This is a genomic window from Streptomyces sp. NPDC025638, assembly GCF_055558775.1.
Genome location: NZ_JBVHLX010000011.1, coordinates 339770 through 359506, shown reverse-complemented (window position 1 = coordinate 359506; position 19737 = coordinate 339770). Strand labels below are relative to the sequence as shown.

At 71.5% G+C, this 19737-nt stretch carries 16 protein-coding genes; 5 read left to right on the top strand and 11 right to left on the bottom strand.

Features of this window, described 5'->3' with window-relative positions; genetic code table 11:
- Position 1: 1 nt before the first annotated feature.
- Positions 2-832: an aldo/keto reductase gene (locus tag ACZ4EG_RS28275; RefSeq protein ID WP_467792582.1), complete on the bottom strand. Its 831-nt coding sequence runs from the start codon at positions 830-832 to the stop codon at positions 2-4.
- 112 nt (positions 833-944) lie between these two features.
- Here ACZ4EG_RS28275 and ACZ4EG_RS28270 point away from each other — a divergent pair, with 112 nt between their 5' ends.
- Positions 945-1910 (top strand): TauD/TfdA dioxygenase family protein, encoded by a 966-nt coding sequence (locus tag ACZ4EG_RS28270; protein WP_467792581.1) that lies wholly within the window; start codon positions 945-947, stop codon positions 1908-1910.
- A gap of 61 nt (positions 1911-1971) precedes the next feature.
- Here ACZ4EG_RS28270 and ACZ4EG_RS28265 read toward each other — a convergent pair whose 3' ends face one another.
- Positions 1972-3474 carry a metallophosphoesterase family protein gene (locus tag ACZ4EG_RS28265; protein ID WP_467792580.1) on the bottom strand — a complete coding sequence of 501 codons (1503 nt, stop codon included), beginning with the start codon at positions 3472-3474 and terminating at the stop codon, positions 1972-1974.
- A gap of 335 nt (positions 3475-3809) precedes the next feature.
- Here ACZ4EG_RS28265 and ACZ4EG_RS28260 point away from each other — a divergent pair, with 335 nt between their 5' ends.
- A complete protein-coding gene (locus ACZ4EG_RS28260; protein WP_467792579.1) occupies positions 3810-6203 on the top strand; it encodes a M4 family metallopeptidase in 2394 nt (797 codons plus the stop codon).
- Positions 6204-6261: 58 nt separating this feature from the next.
- Here the strand turns inward: ACZ4EG_RS28260 and ACZ4EG_RS28255 are convergent, their stop codons facing one another.
- From ACZ4EG_RS28255 to ACZ4EG_RS28245, 3 genes are all read right to left on the bottom strand, one after another.
- Positions 6262-7461 (bottom strand): glycoside hydrolase family 64 protein, encoded by a 1200-nt coding sequence (locus ACZ4EG_RS28255; RefSeq protein ID WP_467792578.1) that lies wholly within the window; start codon positions 7459-7461, stop codon positions 6262-6264.
- 173 nt (positions 7462-7634) lie between these two features.
- Positions 7635-8390, bottom strand: coding sequence for a dienelactone hydrolase family protein (locus tag ACZ4EG_RS28250; protein WP_467792577.1), 756 nt, complete (start codon positions 8388-8390; stop codon positions 7635-7637).
- Between the two features lie 121 nt (positions 8391-8511).
- A complete protein-coding gene (locus ACZ4EG_RS28245) occupies positions 8512-9132 on the bottom strand; it encodes an L-threonylcarbamoyladenylate synthase (protein WP_390709646.1) in 621 nt (206 codons plus the stop codon).
- A 339-nt stretch (positions 9133-9471) separates the two neighbouring features.
- Here ACZ4EG_RS28245 and ACZ4EG_RS28240 point away from each other — a divergent pair, with 339 nt between their 5' ends.
- Positions 9472-10977: a helix-turn-helix domain-containing protein gene (locus ACZ4EG_RS28240; protein ID WP_453555908.1), complete on the top strand. Its 1506-nt coding sequence runs from the start codon at positions 9472-9474 to the stop codon at positions 10975-10977.
- A 150-nt stretch (positions 10978-11127) separates the two neighbouring features.
- Here ACZ4EG_RS28240 and ACZ4EG_RS28235 read toward each other — a convergent pair whose 3' ends face one another.
- Genes ACZ4EG_RS28235 through ACZ4EG_RS28210 form a run of 6 tightly spaced genes read right to left on the bottom strand, consistent with a single transcriptional unit; the run spans position 11128 to position 16440 of the window.
- A complete protein-coding gene (locus ACZ4EG_RS28235; protein ID WP_467792576.1) occupies positions 11128-12369 on the bottom strand; it encodes a cytochrome P450 family protein in 1242 nt (413 codons plus the stop codon).
- Complete coding sequence (locus tag ACZ4EG_RS28230; protein WP_467792575.1) at positions 12366-13604, bottom strand: cytochrome P450 family protein; 1239 nt, start codon at positions 13602-13604, stop codon at positions 12366-12368. Before ACZ4EG_RS28230 ends, ACZ4EG_RS28235 begins: the two co-directional genes overlap by 4 nt.
- Entirely contained in the window at positions 13601-14224 is a 624-nt protein-coding gene (locus ACZ4EG_RS28225; protein WP_467792574.1) for a GTP-binding protein, read from the bottom strand. Before ACZ4EG_RS28225 ends, ACZ4EG_RS28230 begins: the two co-directional genes overlap by 4 nt.
- Positions 14196-14558, bottom strand: coding sequence for a DUF742 domain-containing protein (locus ACZ4EG_RS28220; protein ID WP_467792573.1), 363 nt, complete (start codon positions 14556-14558; stop codon positions 14196-14198). The genes ACZ4EG_RS28225 and ACZ4EG_RS28220 overlap by 29 nt, the downstream gene beginning before the upstream one ends.
- Positions 14555-14977, bottom strand: coding sequence for a roadblock/LC7 domain-containing protein (locus ACZ4EG_RS28215; RefSeq protein ID WP_453555900.1), 423 nt, complete (start codon positions 14975-14977; stop codon positions 14555-14557). Before ACZ4EG_RS28215 ends, ACZ4EG_RS28220 begins: the two co-directional genes overlap by 4 nt.
- On the bottom strand, positions 14974-16440 hold the full coding sequence (locus ACZ4EG_RS28210) for an ATP-binding protein (protein ID WP_467792572.1): 1467 nt from the start codon (positions 16438-16440) through the stop codon (positions 14974-14976). Before ACZ4EG_RS28210 ends, ACZ4EG_RS28215 begins: the two co-directional genes overlap by 4 nt.
- Positions 16441-16783: 343 nt before the next feature.
- Between ACZ4EG_RS28210 and ACZ4EG_RS28205 the strand changes: the two genes are divergently transcribed.
- Positions 16784-18571, top strand: coding sequence for an enoyl-CoA hydratase-related protein (locus tag ACZ4EG_RS28205; protein WP_467792612.1), 1788 nt, complete (start codon positions 16784-16786; stop codon positions 18569-18571).
- Between the two features lie 70 nt (positions 18572-18641).
- On the top strand, positions 18642-19730 hold the full coding sequence (locus tag ACZ4EG_RS28200; RefSeq protein ID WP_390709639.1) for an NADH-quinone oxidoreductase subunit B family protein: 1089 nt from the start codon (positions 18642-18644) through the stop codon (positions 19728-19730).
- Positions 19731-19737 lie beyond the last annotated feature (7 nt).

Below are 19737 nucleotides of genomic sequence, written 5' to 3'. Positions count from 1 at the left end.
GTCAGAACTCCTCGTGCACCTCGGGGTCCCCGCCGAGCCGTGTTCGGGCGTGGGCGGAGATTGCCGCCATCTGGGCGGGGCCCAGTTCGAAGCCGAACACGTCGAGGTTCTCGCGCTGCCGGCCGGGATCGGCCGACTTGGGGATGGGGAGGGCGCCCAGCTGGACGTGCCAGCGCAGCACCACCTGCGCGGGGGTCACCCCGAGCGCCTCGGCCACGGCGACGACCGTGGGATCGGCCGGCAGCAGACTGCCCCGGCCCAGCGGGCTCCAGCTCTCGGTCAGGATGCCCTTGCCCGCGTGGAAGACCCGCAGCTCGTCCTGCGGGAACAGCGGGTGCAGCTCCACCTGGTTGACGGACGGCAGGACACCCGTCTCCCGCTCCAGGCGCTCGATGTGCTCCGGCGTGAAGTTGGAGACGCCGATCGACCGCACGAGCCCCTCCTCGCGCAACCTGATCATCGCCTTCCACGAGTCCACGTATCTGCCGACGCGGGGGAGCGGCCAGTGGATCAGATACAGATCGACGTACTCCAGGCCCAGCAGCCGACGGGACTCCTCGAACGACGCCAGGGTCTCCTCGTAGCCGTGATGGCGGCCCGGCAGCTTCGTGGTCACCACGATCTCCTCACGGGGCACTCCGCTGCTCGCGATCCCCCGGCCGACACCGGCCTCGTTGCGGTAGTTGGCCGCGGTGTCGACGAGCCGGTAACCGAGCCCGAGCGCACCGCGTACGGCCCCTTCCGCCTGCGTGTCGTTCAGGGGCCAGGTGCCCAGGCCGATGGCGGGGATCGTCGTACCGTCGTCGAGCCGGTGCGCCGGAATGCTGATCAAGGCGGGACCTTCCCTCGGCTGTGTCGTACACCCAGCGTCACGGATAGGGTGAGCGGTGATCAACCGCAGAACGGAGCGGCCCGGCCGACGACGGCACCGGATCGGAGCGTGCATGACGACGGACAGGGGCACGGCACAGCGGGGCGCGGGGATCGAGGTGAAGCCGGTCGCCGGCCACATCGGAGCCGAGATCACCGGGGTCGACCTCGCGGAGGAGCTCGACGACGCGGTGGTCGCTCGGATCCGGGCGGCGGTGCTGCGCCGGAAGGTGGTCTTCTTCCGCGACCAGAAACTCGACCATGCCACCCATGTGGCGTTCGCGCGCCGGTTCGGCGAACCGGTCGTGCCCGGACGGCGCGGCAGCGCCTCCCCGCCGGACTTCCCCGAGGTGGAGACCACGGCCGACCGGCTGGAGCTGGGCGGACGGTTCGGCATGGAGCACGACGAGTGGCTGCGCCGGCGTCGGCACACACTGCTGCGCGGCTGGCACTGCGACCACGGAGCCCGTGTCGACCCGCCGGCCGCGACGATCCTGCGCGCCGAGACCGTCCCGCCGTACGGCGGCGACACCACCTGGTCCAATCTGGCCGCCGCGTACGCCGGGCTGTCGGCCCCGGTGCGGGCGTTCGTCGACGGGCTGCGGGCCGAACACCGGCTCGGCGTCGGCTATCAGCCGCGGCCCGGTGACGACGCGTATCTGCGGCATCTGCTGGACCATCAGGTCGCCTCCGTCCACCCGCTGGTGCGGGTGCATCCGGAGACGGGGGAGCGCGTGCTGTTCGTCAACGGCTACTACGTCGAGCAGATCGCCGAGGTGTCCCGGCCGGAGAGCGCGGCGCTCCTGGAGTTGCTGCTGGAGCAGGCGGTCAGGCCCGAGTACACGGTCCGTTTCCGCTGGGAGCCCGGCAGCGTCGCCTTCTGGGACAACCGGGCCACCATCCATCTGGCTCCCAGCGACAACGCCCACCTCGGCTTCCCCCGGACCATGCACCGGGTGATGCTCACCGGCGAGGTGCCCGTCGGCGTGGACGGCAGACTGTCGGAGGCGATCACCGGCACCGAGCCGGGCCGCTGGTGACCGACGCCGGGCCGCCGCCCGGCGCGCCGATCTCGGACAGGTGAACAGTGCGCCCGTGTGATCAGACCAACGGGATGGTGATCTCGTCCTCGACCGGCGGGTCGAGCTCCTGCGCGCGGTTGCCGGTCGCGGCGAAGCAGCGCAGCCGGACCGCCTCCGGGGTGACGTCCAGACGCAGGAAACACTTGAAGAACGGCGGGCTGTATGTCGCCGAGCCCGGCGAGAAGAGCTGCGTGTAGATCTTCCGCACGGGAAGCCGGAACCGGGAGGTGCGGTCGGGGCGGCCGCCGGCTCCCAGGAGGCTCGCGATCAGCCGGGTGCGCCGGGTGACGCGGGTGTTCGGGCCCGGGGCGCGGCCGGGCCTGATGCCGAGCCGCTCGGCGATGACGGCCGTGGCCTCGGCCTCCGTGAGGGTGAAGAAGCGGCGCAGGCGCAGCCGCCGGCCGTACAGCCGGCTGTAGAAGGCGAGGGAGTCGCCGCGCAGCGGGTAGCAGCGGAAGTCGTCCTCGGTGACGTTCGCGATCTGCACGCGCGGGATGGTGTGGGTGGCGTGCATGAAGGCTCCGCCCCCGCCCGAGACCACGTACTGGATGGTGCGGCCGTCCACGTCGACCGGATAGCGCTGGTAGTTGTGGATGTCGCCGCCTATCGCCGCGACATAGTGGTGAGCCGGGTCGCGGACGATGTCGTCGACGGTGCCGCCGCCCTCGATGGCGCAGGGGTGGTGCTCGCCGTCCACGTACAGCGGGGACCCGGTGACGAGGATCTTCGGGCGGGAACCCTGTGACACCTCGCGGAGCCAGGCGCCCTGTTCGGCGTCGATCGTGCCCAGCAGACCGGTGTCGATGCCTATGATCCGCACCGGTCCGGCGTCGATGGCCCAGTACGGGCCCGGCTGTACGGCCTGTTGGGCCGGAGCCGAGCGCAACTTCCGTGCTTCGGTGAGGCGTTGTTCGTCCGTCGGACGGGGCCTGTGCCACAGCAGGGCACGCCACCAGGCGCGGGTGAGCGGGCGGGGAGCGGGCTCGGGGGCGAGGGGCGGGGCGTCGTCGCAGAAGACGCGCATGAACGCGCCGAGGTCCTCGTACCAGTCGTGGTTGCCGGGTATCGCGTAGATCGGTGCCGGGTAGTCCCGGTAGGGGCGGAAGAACTTCGTGCCGTAGTCGTCGGTGGCGCCGACCGGATAGATCACGTCGCTCGCGATCACCGCGAACGACGTGTCCTGACTTGCCTTCAGAAAGCCTGGCACGACGGCGTATTGGGAGTCGTCGCCCTCGCCGGTGTCACCGATGACCATGAAGGAGAAGCGGTCCGGATCGTTCCGCCGGACCACTTTGTCGGCGGCGGCGCCGGCGGCCGTGTGCTGCGCCGCCCAGCGGCTGCGGGTGCGGCCCGTCGGGTCTCCGAACCAGGACGCCACCACCCCGTTGCGGGCGGCCCACAGCGTCTTCGGGCTGAGCCACGACAGCTTCTCGACATGGTCCGGCATCAGCTGCTTGTAGGCGCCCCGTTCGGCGGTGCCCCAGCCGGCGCCTTCTGCGGTATCGCGTGAGGAGTCAGACACGGCGTGAACCGTAGCAACGTCCGGTACGAAGCCCACCAACGGCTCGCCTACGCAGGTCTGTTGACCGTGTCACTGCCGAGGCCCCTGAGTCGCCGGGTGGATCCGTCGGGTGGATCCGTCGGGCGGGCCGTCATAGGGAAAACCCTTGAATGTCACCGGCCGTACTGACATGGACGAGTCAAAGCTGCGATTCTCCCTGTGACCCCCCACACCGTTCCTCCCCGGTCTGTTCACGGACCACGCTCCCGCACGACTGAGCTCGTCCCGGACAGCACACCCCGTCTGTCCGGTCTGTCACCGGCCGCGACCCGGCGGCCGCAGCAGGAGGAATTCGAGTGAGACGCCTTCCCCACAGACGTTCCGCGGTCGGAGCCGCCCTGGTCTCGACCGCGGCCTTCCTTGCCGTCGGCATCCAGTCCGTCCCGGCGAGCGCCAAGCCCGCCGCCCCCCACCCCAGCCCGCTGCGCACGGGCGGTCTCGAGGCCAAGCTCAGTCCGGCCCAGCACAAGGCACTGATCAAGAGCGCCCGGCAGAAGACCGCCACGACCGCCCGCACCATCGGTCTCGGCGCCAAGGAGAAGCTGGTCGTCCGGGACGTCGCCAAGGACAACGACGGCACCGTGCACACCCGTTACGAGCGCACCTACGCCGGGCTCCCCGTCCTCGGCGGCGACCTCGTCGTGCACACCCCGCCGGCCTCCCTGGCCGCCGGCACGGTCAGCACCACCTTCAACAACAAGCACGCCATCAAGGTCGCGTCCACCACCGCGGCCTTCACCAAGGCGGCCGCCGAGACCAAGGCGCTCAAGACGGCCAGGGCACTTGACGCCGAGAAGCCCTCGACCGACAGCGCACGCAAGGTCATCTGGGCCGGCAACGGCACCCCGAAGCTCGCCTGGGAGACGGTGATCGGCGGCTTCCAGGACGACGGCACGCCCAGCCAGCTGCACGTCATCACCGACGCCACCAGCGGCAAGGAGCTGTACCGCTACCAGGCGATCAAGACCGGCACCGGCAACACCCAGTACAGCGGCACGGTCTCGCTGACCACCACGCTCTCCGGTTCGACGTACCAGCTGTACGACACCACGCGCGGCGGCCACAAGACGTACAACCTCAACCGGGGCACCTCCGGCACCGGCACCCTGTTCACCGACTCGGACGACGTCTGGGGCGACGGGACCGGCTCCAACACCCAGACCGCCGGCGCCGACGCGGCCTACGGAGCCCAGGAGACCTGGGACTTCTACAAGAACACCTTCGGTCGCAGCGGCATCAAGAACGACGGCGTCGCCGCCTACTCGCGCGTCCACTACGGCAGCTCGTACGTCAACGCGTTCTGGGACGACAGCTGCTTCTGCATGACCTACGGCGACGGCACGAGCAACACCCACGCCCTGACCTCGCTGGACGTGGCCGGCCACGAGATGAGCCACGGCGTCACCTCCAACACCGCGGGCCTGGAGTACAGCGGTGAGTCCGGCGGCCTGAACGAGGCGACCTCGGACATCTTCGGCACCGGTGTGGAGTTCTACGCCAACAACTCCTCCGACGTGGGCGACTACCTCATCGGCGAGAAGATCGACATCAACGGCGACGGCTCGCCGCTGCGCTACATGGACAAGCCCAGCAAGGACGGCGGTTCCGCCGACAGCTGGTACTCCGGTGTCGGCAACCTCGACGTGCACTACTCCTCGGGCCCCGCGAACCACATGTTCTACCTGCTCTCCGAGGGCAGCGGCACCAAGGTCATCAACGGTGTGACCTACAACAGCCCGACCTCGGACGGCGTCGCCGTCACCGGGATCGGCCGGGCCGCGGCCCTGCAGATCTGGTACAAGGCGCTGACGACGTACATGACGTCGAGCACCGACTACGCCGGTGCCCGCACGGCGGCCCTCAACGCGGCGGCGGCCCTGTACGGCACCAACTCGACCCAGTACGCGGGCGTGGGCAACGCCTTCGCCGGCATCAACGTCGGCAGCCACATCAATCCGCCCAGCAGCGGCGTGACGGTGACCAACCCGGGCAGCCAGACCGCCACCGTCGGCACGGCGGTCAGCCTGCAGATCCAGGCGAGCAGCACCAACAGCGGTGCGCTCACCTACAGTGCCTCCGGTCTGCCGGCCGGTCTGTCGATCAACAGCTCGACCGGTCTGATCTCCGGCACGCCCACCACCGCGGGCAGCTCCAGCACCACGGTCACGGTGAGCGACTCCACCGGCGCGACCGGCACCGCGACCTTCGGCTGGACCGTCAGCTCCACCGGCGGCGGCTGCTCGTCGACGCAGCTGCTCAGCAACCCGGGCTTCGAGTCGGGCAGCACGGGCTGGACGGCGACCAGCGGGGTCATCACCACCGCCAGCGGTGAGGCGTCCCACAGCGGTTCCTACAAGGCCTGGCTGGACGGGTACGGCACCTCGCACACCGACACCCTGTCCCAGTCGGTGACGATCCCCGCGGGCTGCAAGGCGACCCTGACCTTCTACCTGCACATCGACACCTCGGAGACCACCAGCAGCACTCAGTACGACAAGCTGACGGTGACCGCCGGTTCGAAGACCCTGGCGACCTACTCGAACCTCAACGCGGCCTCCGGCTACAGCCAGAAGTCCTTCGACCTGTCCTCGCTGGCGGGCTCGACGGTCACGCTGAAGTTCAACGGAGTCGAGGACTCCTCGCTCCAGACCAGCTTCGTCGTGGACGACACCGCCCTGACGACCAGCTGATTTCGCAACGACGCGGTCCCGCACCCCGGATGCCCTCCGGGTGCGGGACCGCACCATGTCAGCCCAGCGGATCCAGCGTCAGATACGCCTGCTGCGGGTTTCCGTCGTGCACCAGCGACTCGTGGTTCCCGACGTCGTCGAAGGCGAAGGCGTACGCCTTGCCGTCCGTCATCTGCGCGTGGATCTTGCGCGCGTAGTGGTTGGTCACGGCGTCCTGGTAGAAGTTCGCCGCCGAGGTGTCCGGCTGGTTGGGGTTGACCAGCAGCGTCGACCGGTTGAAACCGGCGCACAGCGTACGGGAGATGGGTCCGCGCACGGCGTCGTTGGGGGCGTCCAGCAGCTTGTGGCAGCCGAAGATGCTGTCGGCGTCCGGCTTCTGGAAGCTGGTGACGACCGCTCCCGAGGAGTTGGTGAAGTTCATGACGTTCCCCGACACCCGCCCGTAGTACTTGGTGTTCGGCTGGTCCGTGAACGGCGTGACGGTGAGCGTCGTCGTGGCGTACTTCTGCCAGACCCGGTTGACGTAGTCGGCCATGACGTTCGCCGGAAGGGCCCCGGTCTCCACCCCGTACAGCGGTGAGAGCGCCCGCAGGACGGTCCCGTCGGACCGCGTCTGGATCAGGTTGGCCCAGCCGCCCGGCTGTCCGCGCAGCGCGTTGAAGAACCCGTTGTAGCCACCCGGCTTGAGGTGCCCGGTACTGCTCACGCTGCCGTCGGAGCGCTGCACCCCGACCGCGTAGGGCGCAGAGAACATGTCGACCTGGGTGCTGTTGAGCCACAGCCCGGAGTCGCCCAGGGTGTACTCCGACCAGTTGAAGAGGATGTCACGGTTGGGGTCGCTCGGATTCTGCACAGCCGGCTGCACCAACCCGCCGGTGGTGAGCCGGAAGTCGAGCTTTCGGCCGTAGGAGAAGTAGATCCGGCCGGAGAACTTCGGGATCCGGATCGTCTTCGACTGCCCGGCGGCGGGCCCGGGAATGGCGGCGTCGGGCGCGGGTGTCGGCGGATTGCCGCCCGCGGGCCAGGCGTGGAACGTGCCGTTCGCGTCCGCCCAGCCCTGCCGTCCCGTCGACAGCTGGGTGCCGAGATCGTAGATGTAGACCGCTTCACCGCGGCCGGAGTTGTTGGTCACCTTCAGGGGGATCGTGTCCGGCACGGCGGCACCGGCCGGTTCGGGCGTGGCCAGCGCGAGCAGCGCGCCGACCAGGGTCGCCGCCGCCGCACAGGGCAGCGCGGAACGGGTGAGTCTTGCGAGCACTCTCCACCTCCGTGTGGGGTCGGGGTGGTGCGGATATTGGTCCGGACCAGTTTGAGAGCGCTCTCAGAGTTGCGCCGGGGCGCGTGCATGTCAATGAGTTGGACGGAGTCCGTGCGGCGCCCGTCGCACGGCGGGCACCGCACGGCCCGGTTCAGAAGGTGCGGTCCAGCAGGTCAGAAGGTGCGGTCCAGCAGATCGAGCAGCGCCGCCCAGTGCCGCTCGTCGGCCTCGCGGTCGTACGCCGGGGTGTCCGACTGCGTGTACCCGTGCCGGGCACCCGGGTAGACCTCGCAGCGATGCCGTACGCCCGCCGCGGTGAGCGCGTTCTCCAGCCGCTCGATCTGCTCCTCGGGCAGGGACGGGTCATGGTCCGCGTGGCCGAAGTACAGCTCGGCGGTGATGTGTTCGGCGACCAGGTGCGGGCTGTCCGGGGTGTCGGTGGCGAGCCGTCCGCCGTGGAATCCGGCCGCGGCCGCGACCCGGTCCGGGTGCGTGCCGGCGGTCAGCAGCGCCAGCCGGGCGCCCATGCAGTAGCCCGTCACGGCGACCGGGCCGTCGGCGACCAGCGGACTGTCGGCCAGCCAGCGCAGATAGGCGCCAGCGTCCCGCGCGACGAGATCGGGCGTCAGTGACTGCACAAGGGGGCCGATCCGCCGCCAGATGCCGGGGTCGGTGCCGGGGTCGATGAACTCGGGCAGTTCGACGACCGGTGTCCGCCCCTGACGGTAGAAGACGTTCGGCACCAGGACCGTGTAGCCGGCCGCGGCGAGCCGGTCGGCCATCGACCTCAGGCACGGGCGCAGTCCGTAGGCGTCCTGGTAGAACAGGACGGCCGGACGGGGGTGTTCGTCGCCGGGGTGGGCCAGATAGGCGTCGGCGGTGCCGTCCTCGGTCGGGATGTCCACGGCGGTTCCCTGTACGGCGGTCATGGCGCAAGAGCCTCCCTGAGGAGTCGTCGTTAGGAGGGGGACCTCCGTGACGCGGCGGGTACGCGGTCATGGTGTCACGCAAGATCACCCTTCCCGCTTTTGGCCCACCGGCCCTCGCGGGTCACTCGAAGCGTGCCGTGTCGCCCGCTCCCCGCCGGACGATCTCCGCCTCGCCGCTGGAGAAGTCGATGACCGTGGTCGGTTCGGTGCCGCAGTCCCCGGAGTCCACCACCGCGTCCACCGCGTGGTCGAGCCGGTCCTTGATCTCCCACCCCTGCGTCATCGGCTCCTCCTCGTCCGGCAGCAGCAGCGTGCTGGACAGCAGCGGTTCGCCGAGCTCGGCCAGGAGGGACTGGGTGACCGTGTGGTCGGGGATGCGCACCCCGACGGTCTTCTTCTTGGGGTGCAGCAGCTTGCGCGGCACTTCCCTGGTCGCCGGGAGGATGAAGGTGTAGCTGCCCGGGGTCGATGCCTTGACGGCCCGGAACACGTCGTTGTCCACGCGCACGAACTGGCCGAGCTGCGCAAAGTCGCGGCACATCAGGGTGAAATGGTGCCGGTCGTCGAGCCGGCGGATCGAACGGATCCGATCGATGCCGTCACGGCTGCCGAGCTGGCACCCCAGCGCGTAGCAGGAGTCGGTCGGATATGCGATGAGCGCTCCCGAGCGCACGGCGTCGGCGATCTGGGCGATGCTGCGCGGTTGCGGGTTCTCGGGGTGCACGTCGAAGTACTTCGCCATCCGCCGAGCTTATGCCGTCACCGGGCACCCGCGACGCAGGCGGGGTCCGGTACCCGTGCCCGATCCGGAGCGAGGCGGGCACGGCCGATCACGTGCTGCCCCGAACTCCCCTGTGTGACCCGCCGGTTCGGGGGAACCCGAACCGGGAGTCGCTCGGGGACCTTCCCCCGGCCCCGGGCCACGCGGCTCCGCCGGCGGTCCCTCCCCCGAGACCACCGGCGGAGCCGCTCCTTCGCCCTTTGCCCACTCGCCCGGGAGCCCCGCGACCCGCGACCGTCCGTCGGGTAACCTCCACCTCCGAATGCCGAGGTCAACGCGATGGACGAGGAGAGGGCAGCCGTGGATGGCAGAGCGGACGAGGACCCGCGCTCACAGACGCCGTACGACACGGACGCCCTGTGGGCCGAGGAACTGCTCGATCATCTCCGCCCCACCGGGCGCGACCTGCGCCGGGTCGTCGCCTGGCTCGCACACGCCGTGCGCGGAACGGCCTGCCTCCAGGGCGCCGACGGTGCCCTGCTCGCCGGAGAGCGGATGACGCTCGACGACGCACTCGTCACCGGCGTCGTCACCGGGCGGATCTCCTCCGCGGCCGTCGAGGACGCGGGCCGGCACGTGCGCCTGGTCGCCGTCCGGCACCCCGGCCCGCGCCCGGCGTCCACGGGCCTGCTGGCCGTGGCACGCGAGGCCCCGTTCGACCGGCGCGCCGCCGAGATCGTCACCCGGACCGCCGCGGTCGTCGAACTGCTGCTCAGGGACCGTGAGCTGACCGCCGCCGGCCACCGGCTCAGGCGCGCCGCGGCCGATCTGCGGCTGGCGATCCTGCAACTGCTGATGGTGGAGGACACCGTCTCCGCCCGCCGGGTCGCCGCGGGTCTGTGGCCGGGACTGCTCGACACCGACACGGCCAGTGTGTACGTCGTCGAGGGGACCGCCGAGGAACGGGACCGCCTCGCCGACGAATGCCTGGACGTGACCGACGGTCAGGCACTGGTCGTGCGCTGTCCCGCCATGGACGGGCACGTCATCGTCGTCAGCCCCGTGGCCGCGGCGGGGGAGCGGCTGCGCTCGTTCGTCGGCGGCCGCCCCGGCATCTTCCTCGGCGGCAGCACCCGGCAGAGCCTCGCCCAGACCGCCACCGCCTACGGCCAGGCCATCAGCGCGCTCGCCGTCGCCCACTTCCACCCGGACCAGGCGGCCGTCTACGCCGAACGGACCCATCCGGAGCGGCTGATGGACTTCGCCCCGCTGTGCGCCTGGTCCGCCGACCTGCTGCGCCCCCTCGACACCCTGCCCCACCACACCCGCGCCGAACTGCTGGCCACCACCCGGCTGGGCCTGGAGTTCACCGCGGTGAGCGCCGCCAAGGTGCTCGGCGTCAGCCGCAACACCGTGCGCGCCCGCATGGACCGGGTCGAAGGCCTGCTGGACACCGACTTCTCCGATCTCACCGTCCGTGCCGTCGTCCACCTCGCCCTGAACACCCAGGCCGGCTGCGCGGAGAGCGCCGCGTACGGCATGGACCCGCGGCCGGCTGCCGTCCGGATCGGTGACCTGCTCGCCGGGACCGTGCTGCGCACCTGGGCCCATGAGCTGCTCGGACGGCTGACCGGGGACGGACGGGATCTGCGCGGCACGCTGCGCGCCTGGATCGCCGCGGGCGGCAACGCCGAGCGCGCGGCCCAGGACCTGGGCGTCCACGCCCAGACCGTGCGCGAGCACGTCCGCAGCGCCGAACCCGTGCTGGAACGCCAGCTCCTGGCCGCGGGCACCGACCTGTACGAGGTCGTGCTGGCCCTGCTGGCGGTCGGTGACCTCGCCGAACCCGCACTCCACGGTACGTAACCGGGTGATTCGGACGCACCTGTGCACGGGTGAGTCCTCCGTGCCCCGAAACGGGCACCGCCGCGATACCCAACGGCTTCACCTGCACGTAGGTTCACATCCTGCGGGGGCACGACCGGAACGGGGGACCGGTCGCGCCCCTCCTCACACTCAGCCCCGCAGCCGGACCGGAATCTCCCGCCAGCCGAAGGCGATGAAGGACGGCACCTGCCGCAGCTCGTCGTCCGCGACGGCCAGCCGCAGATCCGGGAACCGGTCGAACAGCGCGGGCAGCGCCGTCAGCGCCTCCACCCGGGCGAGCGGCGCGCCGATGCAGCGGTGCACGCCGATGCCGAACGAGAGATGGTCGTCGGCCGCCCGGGAGGCGTCGAAGACAGCGGCCTCGGGCCCGTAGTGCGCGGGATCCAGTCCGGCCGCGGCGTACGTCGTGATGATCGCGTCCCCGGCCGGAATCGTGACGTCCCCGACCTTCAGGTCGCCGACCGCGAAGCGCAGCGGGAGCGAGGCGATGGAAGGGTGCACCCGCAGGGTCTCGTCGATCACGGCGTCCCAGGAGACGGCACCGGAGCGGACGGCCGCCAGCTGCCCGGGGTCGCGCAGCAGGGCGACGACCGCGTTGCCGATGAGATTGACCGTGGTCTCGAAACCGGCGCCGATCACCAGCAGCAGCGTGTAGAGCAGCTCCTCGTCGCTGAGCCGGTCGCCGTCCTCGTCCCGGACCCGGATCAGCTCCGTGGTCATGTCGTCGCCCGGGTGCTCGACCTTGTACGCGATCAGCCCGCCCAGCACCGCGCCGATCCGCTCCTGCACCCACGCGGCGTGCTCCGGGCTCGGGTCCGAGGTGTCCATGATCGCCGCGATGAGCTCGGCGGTGTCCTCCCGTATCTCCTCGGGCACACCGAACAGTTCGCAGATCAGCCGCATCGGCAGCGGGTGCGCGAGCGCCTGGCGCACATCGACCGCCTCGCCGTCGGCGCCCGCGGCCTCCAGGGCATCCAGCAGCTCCGCGGTGATGGCCTCCACCCGCGGCCGCATCGCCTCGGTGCGCCGGAGGGTGAAGCTCGGCGCCACCAGCTTGCGCAGCCGGGTGTGGTCGGGGCCGTAGGTGGAGAGCATGTTGACCACACCGACCCAGCCCAGGATCCAGGCCCAGGAGGGGTTCTGGCCTATCTCGGGAAACAGCCGCCAGTGGAGCCTGGGATCCTTGCTGACCTGGGGGTCGAGGATCAGTTCCTTGAGGACGTCGTAGCCGGTGGGGGCCCAGGCGGGGATGCCGCCGGGCAGTTCGACGGGCACGATCGGGCCGAGCGCGCGCAGCCGGGCGCTCTCGGCGGGGATGTCGGCGCCGAACGGGTCGATGGCGAAGCGGTCGATGCGGTCGGTCACGGTCAAGACAACTCTCCTGGCTGGTCGGGGGAGCGGGGGCTGAACCGCACGGGCAGGGACGTCAGCGAGCGGTGGAAGGGGCCGGGCCGCCAGTCGAGGCGGTCCCGGGGCACGACGGGTTCGAGGTCGGGCAGCCACTGGGTGAGCTGTTCGATCGCCTCGGTCACGATGAGCAGCGTGTGGTGTCTGACCGGGCAGGCGTGCGGGCCCGCGCCCCAGGACAGGTGCGAGGCGTCCGCCGGGTGCCGGACGGCGGTGGCCCGCTGCTCGGCGAACAGCCCGACGGCCCCGAAGGAGACCACCACCGGCACCGCGGTCCTGACCCACGTCCCGTGGAACGACACCGGTCTGCGGGCGTAGTAGATGCCGTAGTTGGCCAGTGGGGTCTCGTGGTGCAGCACCTCGATCACCGCGTCCATGACCGGGCGGGCGCCGCTGGTGAGGGTGGAGTAGTAGAGCGGGTTGCCGAGGATGCGGGACAGCGCGTTGGACAGCAGGTTCGCGGTCGGCTCGTAGCCGGCGCCGAGGGTGAGGAACACCTGCCAGGTGACCTCCTCCGCGGTCAGCCCGGCCGGATGGTCCAGGAGCCGGCTCGGCAGGTCGTCGCCGCGCCGCTCGACCTTGGCGGCGATGAGCTTCAGCACGTACTCGGCGTACTCCGCCTCGCCCTCGGCGGCCTGCGCGCCGCCCTCCATCATCTTGCCGAGGCCCTCGTTCAGCCGGTCGCCCTGGCTGTCCGGCAGCCCGAACAGGTTGTTGAAGGTCAACGCCATCAGCGGCCGGGTGAATTCGCCCACCAGGTCCGCCTCGCCCCGGGGGCCGAAGCGGTTCACCAGCAGCCGCACCGCCCGGTGCACCCGGGCCCGCAGGTCGTGCGGCTCCACCAGATCGAAGACGTCGATGAGCGTGGTGCGGTAGCGGACATGCGCGCCGTCGTCGGAGAACAGGGCGTTGGGCCGCCAGCGCATCATGGCGAGGACCGGCGAGTCGTCGGGGACCGTGGCCTCCCACGCGCGCGGATCGTGCGAGAAGGCGTCGGTGTCGCGCAGCACCTCCAGTGCCGCCTCGCGCTCCGTGACGACGTACGCCGGCACACCCGGCGCGAGCTCGGCCCAGCCCACCGGGCCCTGGGCGCGCAGGGCCGCGTAGTAGTGGTGCGGGTCCTTCGCGAAGCCGTCCTCCCACAGCCGCACGGGCGCGGCAACGGTGGAGGACCGCCGGTCGGTCGGCTGGGTGGTCACCGGTTCTCCGCTTCGTGGTCGTCGATCAGGTGCTGGACCAGGGCGAGCAGCGCGTCGACGGAGGAGTGCGCATCGCGTGCGTCGCACGTCACCATGGGTGTGCCCGGCTCCAGGTCCAGGGCCGCGCGCAGCTGCTCGCCGGTGTAGTGGCTCGGGGCGTCGGGGAAGGCGTTGAAGGCGACCGCGTATGGCAGCCCGCTCTCCTCCACGAGGCCGAGCACGTCGAAGGAGGCGTCGATCCGGCGGCTGTCGACCAGCACGAGGGCGCCGAGCGCCCCGTACGCGATGTCCTCCCACAGCGGCCGGAACCGCTCCTGGCCGGGTGTGCCGAACAGATACAGCACCACCCCGCCCGGCAGGCTGATCCGGCCGAAGTCGATGGCGACGGTCGTCGTCGCCTTGTCCCGCACCCCGTCGAGGTCGTCCACCTGGGCGGACGCCTCGGTGAGGTGTTCCTCGGTGTGCAGGGCCCGGATCTCCGACACCGAGTCGATCAGGGTTGTCTTGCCCACCCCGAAGGGGCCCGTGACCAGGATCTTCACCAGGTGGCGGGCGGTGTCGGGCAGGTGCATGCCACCAGTGCCGCGGCGGTCACTGGTGTTTGAGGGCGCGGAGGCCATCGGCCACTCTCTTCAGCAGGTCGGGGTCGAACCGTTCGGCGGGCGGGATCGGCGCGCGGGCCAGGACCAGGTTCCGGTCGACGAGTTCGGCGGCCAGCACGCGTACGGCGGAGACGGGCAGCTCCAGCAGGGCCGCCGCCTCCATCACCGTCAGCGACCCGCCGTCCAGCAGGTCCAGGAGGGCGAGTTGGGCAGCGGGCAGCCCCGCGGGCACCGGCTCCGCGCCGACGGTGAGCACCGAAAGCCGCTCCAGGTACGGGCGGCTCGGCCGGGCCACACCGCCGGTCGACAGATACGCGGGAACCAGAGGACGGCCGCCACGGCGGCCGGTCATGCCGGCGCGCCCCCTGCGGCGGCTCTGGGCGCGGCCGCCATCGCCTTCTCGCCCAGCCGCGCCACCTGCGAGTGAACCCGGTGCGCCAGCAGGTCGAGACGCACCTCGGGGTCGCCGTAAGCGGCGACACACGTGCCGTGGTCCGTGGGCACGATCAGTACGTATCCGTGGTCGGACTCGATGACGACCTGCCGTACCTCGGCCCGGTCCCGGTCGGCGAACGCGGCCGCGGCGGTACGGCAGGCACCCTGCACGGTGCTGGTGATGGCGGCCACCCGCTCGGCCGAGGGCTGCGACAGCGCGTCGGTGTATCCCGTCACGAGCCCGTCCCGGGTGAGCAGGACGGCGGCTACGACGTGCGGTACCTGCAGGATCGGTTCGAGCACCCATGCCGTGTCGCCTGCATCGCGGCTGGTCATCGAGCCGCTCCCCCTTCGTGTTCGGTCTGTTCGGTGTCGTCGGCCCGTTGTGCGGGCGCCGGTTCGGACTCGGTGCGGCCCGCTTCCGCGGAGCCGCGCGCCGCCGCGGTGCCGTGCTGCAGCGCGGCGAGCGCGGCGGCGGCGTCCTCGGGGCGGCGGGCCGGAGTGCGCGGCGCGGGTGCGACGGGGGCCGCGGCCCGGGTACGGCGCCGCCGCTGCGGAAGACCGTCCGCGTCCCGCGGCCCCTGGTGCCCCGGCGCGGGGCCGGGGTCCTGGTGATCGGTGCCGTACCCGTGGGCGGCGTCGCGGCTCGGTGCGGTGGCCGCCGCGTCCCGTACGGCCTCTGCCCGCGCCGGCGCCGGCGATGCGGCGGCCTCGGCGGCGGTGCTCTTGCGCGTCGAGCGCGGGGCGCTGGCCGCCGGCGGCTGTTCGACCGGGTCGACGCGGCTGAGCAGATGGCTCTCCACGCGCAGCACCGCGCGCACACCGCCGTACGGCGAGGGGGAGGAGACGTCGACGCCCAGGTCGAACTGCCGGGTCAACTGGCCGATCGCGGCCAGGCCCATGCGGGGCGGGTCACCGAGGTCGGTGAGCAGGATGGGGTCGTTGCCGGCCACCATCCGCTGGGCGCGGGCCCGTTCGTCCTGCGTCATGCCCAGGCCCGCGTCGTCGACGGTGACGCACACCCCGTGGTGGACGTGTTCCAGGTTGACCACGACGTCGGTCTCCGGCGCGGAGTGCCGCAGCGCGTTGTCCAGGAGCTCGGCGACGATGATGGCGACCGGCTCGACCGCGTGCGACACCAGGGCGGTGCCCGGCTCCAGATGGTTGTGGACGCGGACCCGGTGGTAGCCCGCGAGCCGGGCCTGAGCGCCCGTCACCGCGTCCACCACATGGGACTCCTCACGGGCGAGCCCCACCCAGGCCCCGCACACCACCGCGGCAACCTGCGCCCGGCGCAGCGACTGCTCGTTCTCGTGGTCCAGGGCGAACAGCGTCTGGGTCAACTCAGGGTCGTCGTACCGCTGTTGGAGGCCACGCAGGGCGTCCTGCAGCCGGTACAGGGCCGCCTGGATCTCCCGGGTGGCACCGCGCAGGCCCGCCTGGGCGGCCGCGTCGATCCGGGAGCGCTGCGCCGTCAGCTCGGCCCGCACCGCGGTCAGCGTGTGCTCGAGCGCGATCCCCGCGGGCGTCCCGGCGGTCTGCGGCTGGGCCGGGCCCGGCACGACGACGTGGGGATGCGCCAGTTGCTGGGCGGCGGCCGGGACGCGCCGTGCGGCGAGGTGCTCGACCTCGGCGGTGAACGCCTGCTGGGTGCTGTCCAGACGGGCCCGTAGCTCGGTCAACTCGGCCCGGAGCGAGGCCCGTTGGCGCCGGGACCGGAGCAGACCGCCGCCGAGCGCGAGCGCGGACAGCGTGCCGGCGGCGAGACCGCCGGCGACCAGGTCCGGTATTTCCATCATCGAAAGGGTTCCAAGGAAGTCGGGCAGGAAACAGGGCAGGGAGCTGTGCGGGAAGTCGGGCAGGGGGGAGTCCGTGGCGCTCACTGAAGGCGCTCGCAGCACAGTACACACTGTCATCGACCGAACTCGCACGGTTGGGCGAGAACTCTCTTTGAATCGGCCCTGAATCTGTTCGCTTCTGTGTGGACTGTCTGAATTGCCATGTCCACACGGCCGGGTGGCGGCGTGAGCGCCGCTTTCGGGTGACCCCACCGCTTGTCGGCCGGTGCGAGGACTGCCCGTGACGCAGCATCGCAGTCGGCCGGGCACGACTGCCCGGTGCGTCGTCCGCCGGGAGTACGCCGTGCACATCCTGCTCGTGGCCAGCGCCTTCAACAGCCTCACCCAGCGCGTCCACGCCGAGCTGCGCGACCGCGGCCACACCGTCGTGGTGGAGCTCGCCCTGCCGGGCCGTTCGCTCGCGCGGGCCGTCGAGCGGCACGCCCCCCGACTGGTCCTGGCCCCGATGCTGAAGACGGCGATCCCCCGGGAGGTGTGGTCCGTCCGGCCGTGCTTCGTCGTCCACCCGGGGCCGGTCGGGGACCGGGGGCCGTCCTCGCTCGACTGGGCCGTCCAGGAGGGCGTCGAGCACTGGGGAGTGACGGTTCTTCAGGCGGAGGAGGAAATGGACGCCGGCGCCGTGTGGGCGTCCGTGCGCTGCCCGGTCCCGCCGGTCGCCAAGAGCGACCTGTACCGCGGCGAGATCGCCGACGCCGCACTGTCGGCCGTGCTGCTCGCCGTGGACCGCTTCGCCGACGGGGGTCACACCCCGCTGCGCCAGGACGCCGGGCGCACCCGCCCGTACCTCGACCAGAGCGTGCGCCGGATCGACTGGGCGGCGGACTCCACCGAGACCGTCGTCCGCAAACTCCGCGCCGCGGATTCGCAGCCCGGCGTGCTCGACGTCCTGCTCGGCGACGAGTGGTATCTGCACGGCGGCCACCCCGAGGCCGGACTCCACGGCGCCCCGGGAGCACTGCTGGCCACCCAGGCGGGGGCGATCTGCCGGGCCACGAAGGACGGCGCCGTGTGGATCCCGGAGCTGCGGCGCCGGCGCTTTCGGGGGCAGCCGCCCGCGTTCAAGCAGCCGGCGGTGACGGCCCTCGGCGACCGGCTGCCGCCCCTGCCGGAGCTGTCCGCGTCACCGGCCTCCACAGCGAAGAACTGGGCAGACATCCGCTACCGGGAGGAGGGGAACGTCGGTTTCCTGTCGTTCTCCTTCCCCGGCGGTGCCATGAGCACCACCCGGTGCCGGCGACTGCTCGCCGCGTACCGCGAGGCGTGCGCACGCCCGACGACCGTGCTGGTGCTGGGCGGGCAGCGGGACTTCTTCTCCAATGGCATCCACCTGGGCGTCATCGAGGCCGCCGCCGACCCCGCCGCGGAGTCCTGGGCGAACATCAACGCCATCGACGACCTGGTCGAGGCGGTCCTGACGACCACCGACCGGCTCGTCGTCTCCGCCGTCGGGGGCAACGCCGCGGCCGGTGGCGTGATGCTCGCCCTGGCGGCCGACGAGGTGTGGTGCAGGGCCGGGTCGGTACTGAACCCGCACTACCGGCTGATGGGCCTGTACGGCTCCGAGTACTGGACGTACACGCTGCCCCGCAGGGTCGGCCCCGCCACGGCCGACCGGCTCATGAGCGAGGCGCTGCCGATGAGCGCCGCGAGCGCCGCGAGCCTGGGCCTGGTCGACCGGATGATCGACTGCTGGCCCGGGGACTTCGCCGCCGAAGTGGGCGCTCTGGCCGCCCGGCTGGCCGCGCTGCCGGGCACACCGTCCCGGATCGCCGCGAAGAAGGAGTCGCTGGACCTCCAGGAGAGCACCGAACCCCTCGCCGTGTTCCGGGAGCGGGAGCTGGCCCGGATGCGCCGGACCTTCGACGACCCGGACGCCCCGTACCACGCGCTGCGCCGCGCGTTCGTCCGCAAGGAGCGGCCCGCAGTCACACCGCCGCACCTCACCGCGGGCCCGGGGGCCCGGGGAGCCGCGGGACCGGACCCGTCCGGGGCCGGTGTCACCGGAACGGACGTCGTCGGCGTCACTGGAACGGACGTCGTCCGCGTCTCATCGTCACCGGACCACTGGTAGCAAGAAATGCAAGGAATCCCTTAGCCGAAAAGCATGCCTCAGTCCCTTACCTCCCCGAGGAGGCGGTCCCATGACACCGGCGACGCCCGACACGGCCGGCACGACCCACACCGCGGGCGCGCCCGCCGACGAGACGCCCACGATCCACATCCTCTGGATCAACGCCGGACTGAGCTGCGACGGCGACTCGGTCGCGCTGACGGCCGCGATGCAGCCGAGCATCGAGCAGATCGCGCTCGGCGTACTGCCCGGACTGCCGAAGATCGAAGTCCACTGGCCCCTGATCGACTTCGAATGCGGTCCGGTCGGCGGTGCCGACACGTTCATCGAGTGGTTCTTCAAGGGCGAACGGGGCGAGATCGACCCCTTCGTGCTGGTCGTCGAGGGGTCCGTGCCGAACGAGGCCATCAAGCCCGAGGGCTACTGGTGCGGCTTCGGCGACGACCCGGCCACCGGCCAGCCCATCACCACCAGTGAGTGGATCGACCGCCTCGCGCCCAAGGCCCTGGCCGTCGTCGCCATCGGCACCTGCGCCACGTACGGCGGCATCCACGCGATGGAGGGCAACCCGACCGGCGCCATGGGCGTGCCCGACTACCTCGGCTGGGACTGGAAGTCCAAGGCCGGCATCCCCATCGTGTGCGTCCCGGGCTGCCCGATCCAGCCCGACAACTTCGCCGAGACGCTCACCTATCTGCTCTACCAGGCGGCCGGCTCCGCCCCGATGATCCCGCTGGACGACAAGCTCCGTCCGTCCTGGCTGTTCGGCGCCACCGTGCACGAGGGCTGCGACCGCGCCGGCTACTACGAGCAGGGCGACTTCGCCTCGACATACGACTCGCCCAAGTGCCTGGTCAAGCTCGGCTGCTGGGGCCCGGTCGTCAAGTGCAACGTGCCCAAACGGGGCTGGATGAACGGCATCGGCGGCTGCCCGAACGTCGGCGGCATCTGCATCGCCTGCACCATGCCCGGCTTCCCCGACAAGTTCATGCCCTTCATGGACCAGCCCCCCGGCGCGACCCTCTCCACCGCCGCGAGCGGCGCCTACGGAGCCGTGATCCGCAGGCTGCGCTCCGTCACCCTCCACACCGTCGACAAAGAGCCGAAGTGGCGCCACAAGGGCCGCAAGCTCACCACCGGATACCGGCGTCCGTGGTGAACCCGCG

Excerpts from the sequence above, each read along its gene's own strand:
- ACZ4EG_RS28270 (WP_467792581.1), top strand. The coding sequence starts at position 945 with ATGACGACGGACAGGGGCACGGCACAGCGGGGCGCGGGGATCGAGGTG.
- ACZ4EG_RS28250 (WP_467792577.1), bottom strand. The coding sequence starts at position 8,390 with ATGACCGCCGTACAGGGAACCGCCGTGGACATCCCGACCGAGGACGGC.
- ACZ4EG_RS28245 (WP_390709646.1), bottom strand. The coding sequence starts at position 9,132 with ATGGCGAAGTACTTCGACGTGCACCCCGAGAACCCGCAACCGCGCAGC.
- ACZ4EG_RS28225 (WP_467792574.1), bottom strand. The coding sequence starts at position 14,224 with ATGGCCTCCGCGCCCTCAAACACCAGTGACCGCCGCGGCACTGGTGGC.
- ACZ4EG_RS28220 (WP_467792573.1), bottom strand. The coding sequence starts at position 14,558 with ATGACCGGCCGCCGTGGCGGCCGTCCTCTGGTTCCCGCGTATCTGTCG.
- ACZ4EG_RS28215 (WP_453555900.1), bottom strand. The coding sequence starts at position 14,977 with ATGACCAGCCGCGATGCAGGCGACACGGCATGGGTGCTCGAACCGATC.
- ACZ4EG_RS28210 (WP_467792572.1), bottom strand. The coding sequence starts at position 16,440 with ATGATGGAAATACCGGACCTGGTCGCCGGCGGTCTCGCCGCCGGCACG.
- ACZ4EG_RS28200 (WP_390709639.1), top strand. The coding sequence starts at position 18,642 with ATGACACCGGCGACGCCCGACACGGCCGGCACGACCCACACCGCGGGC.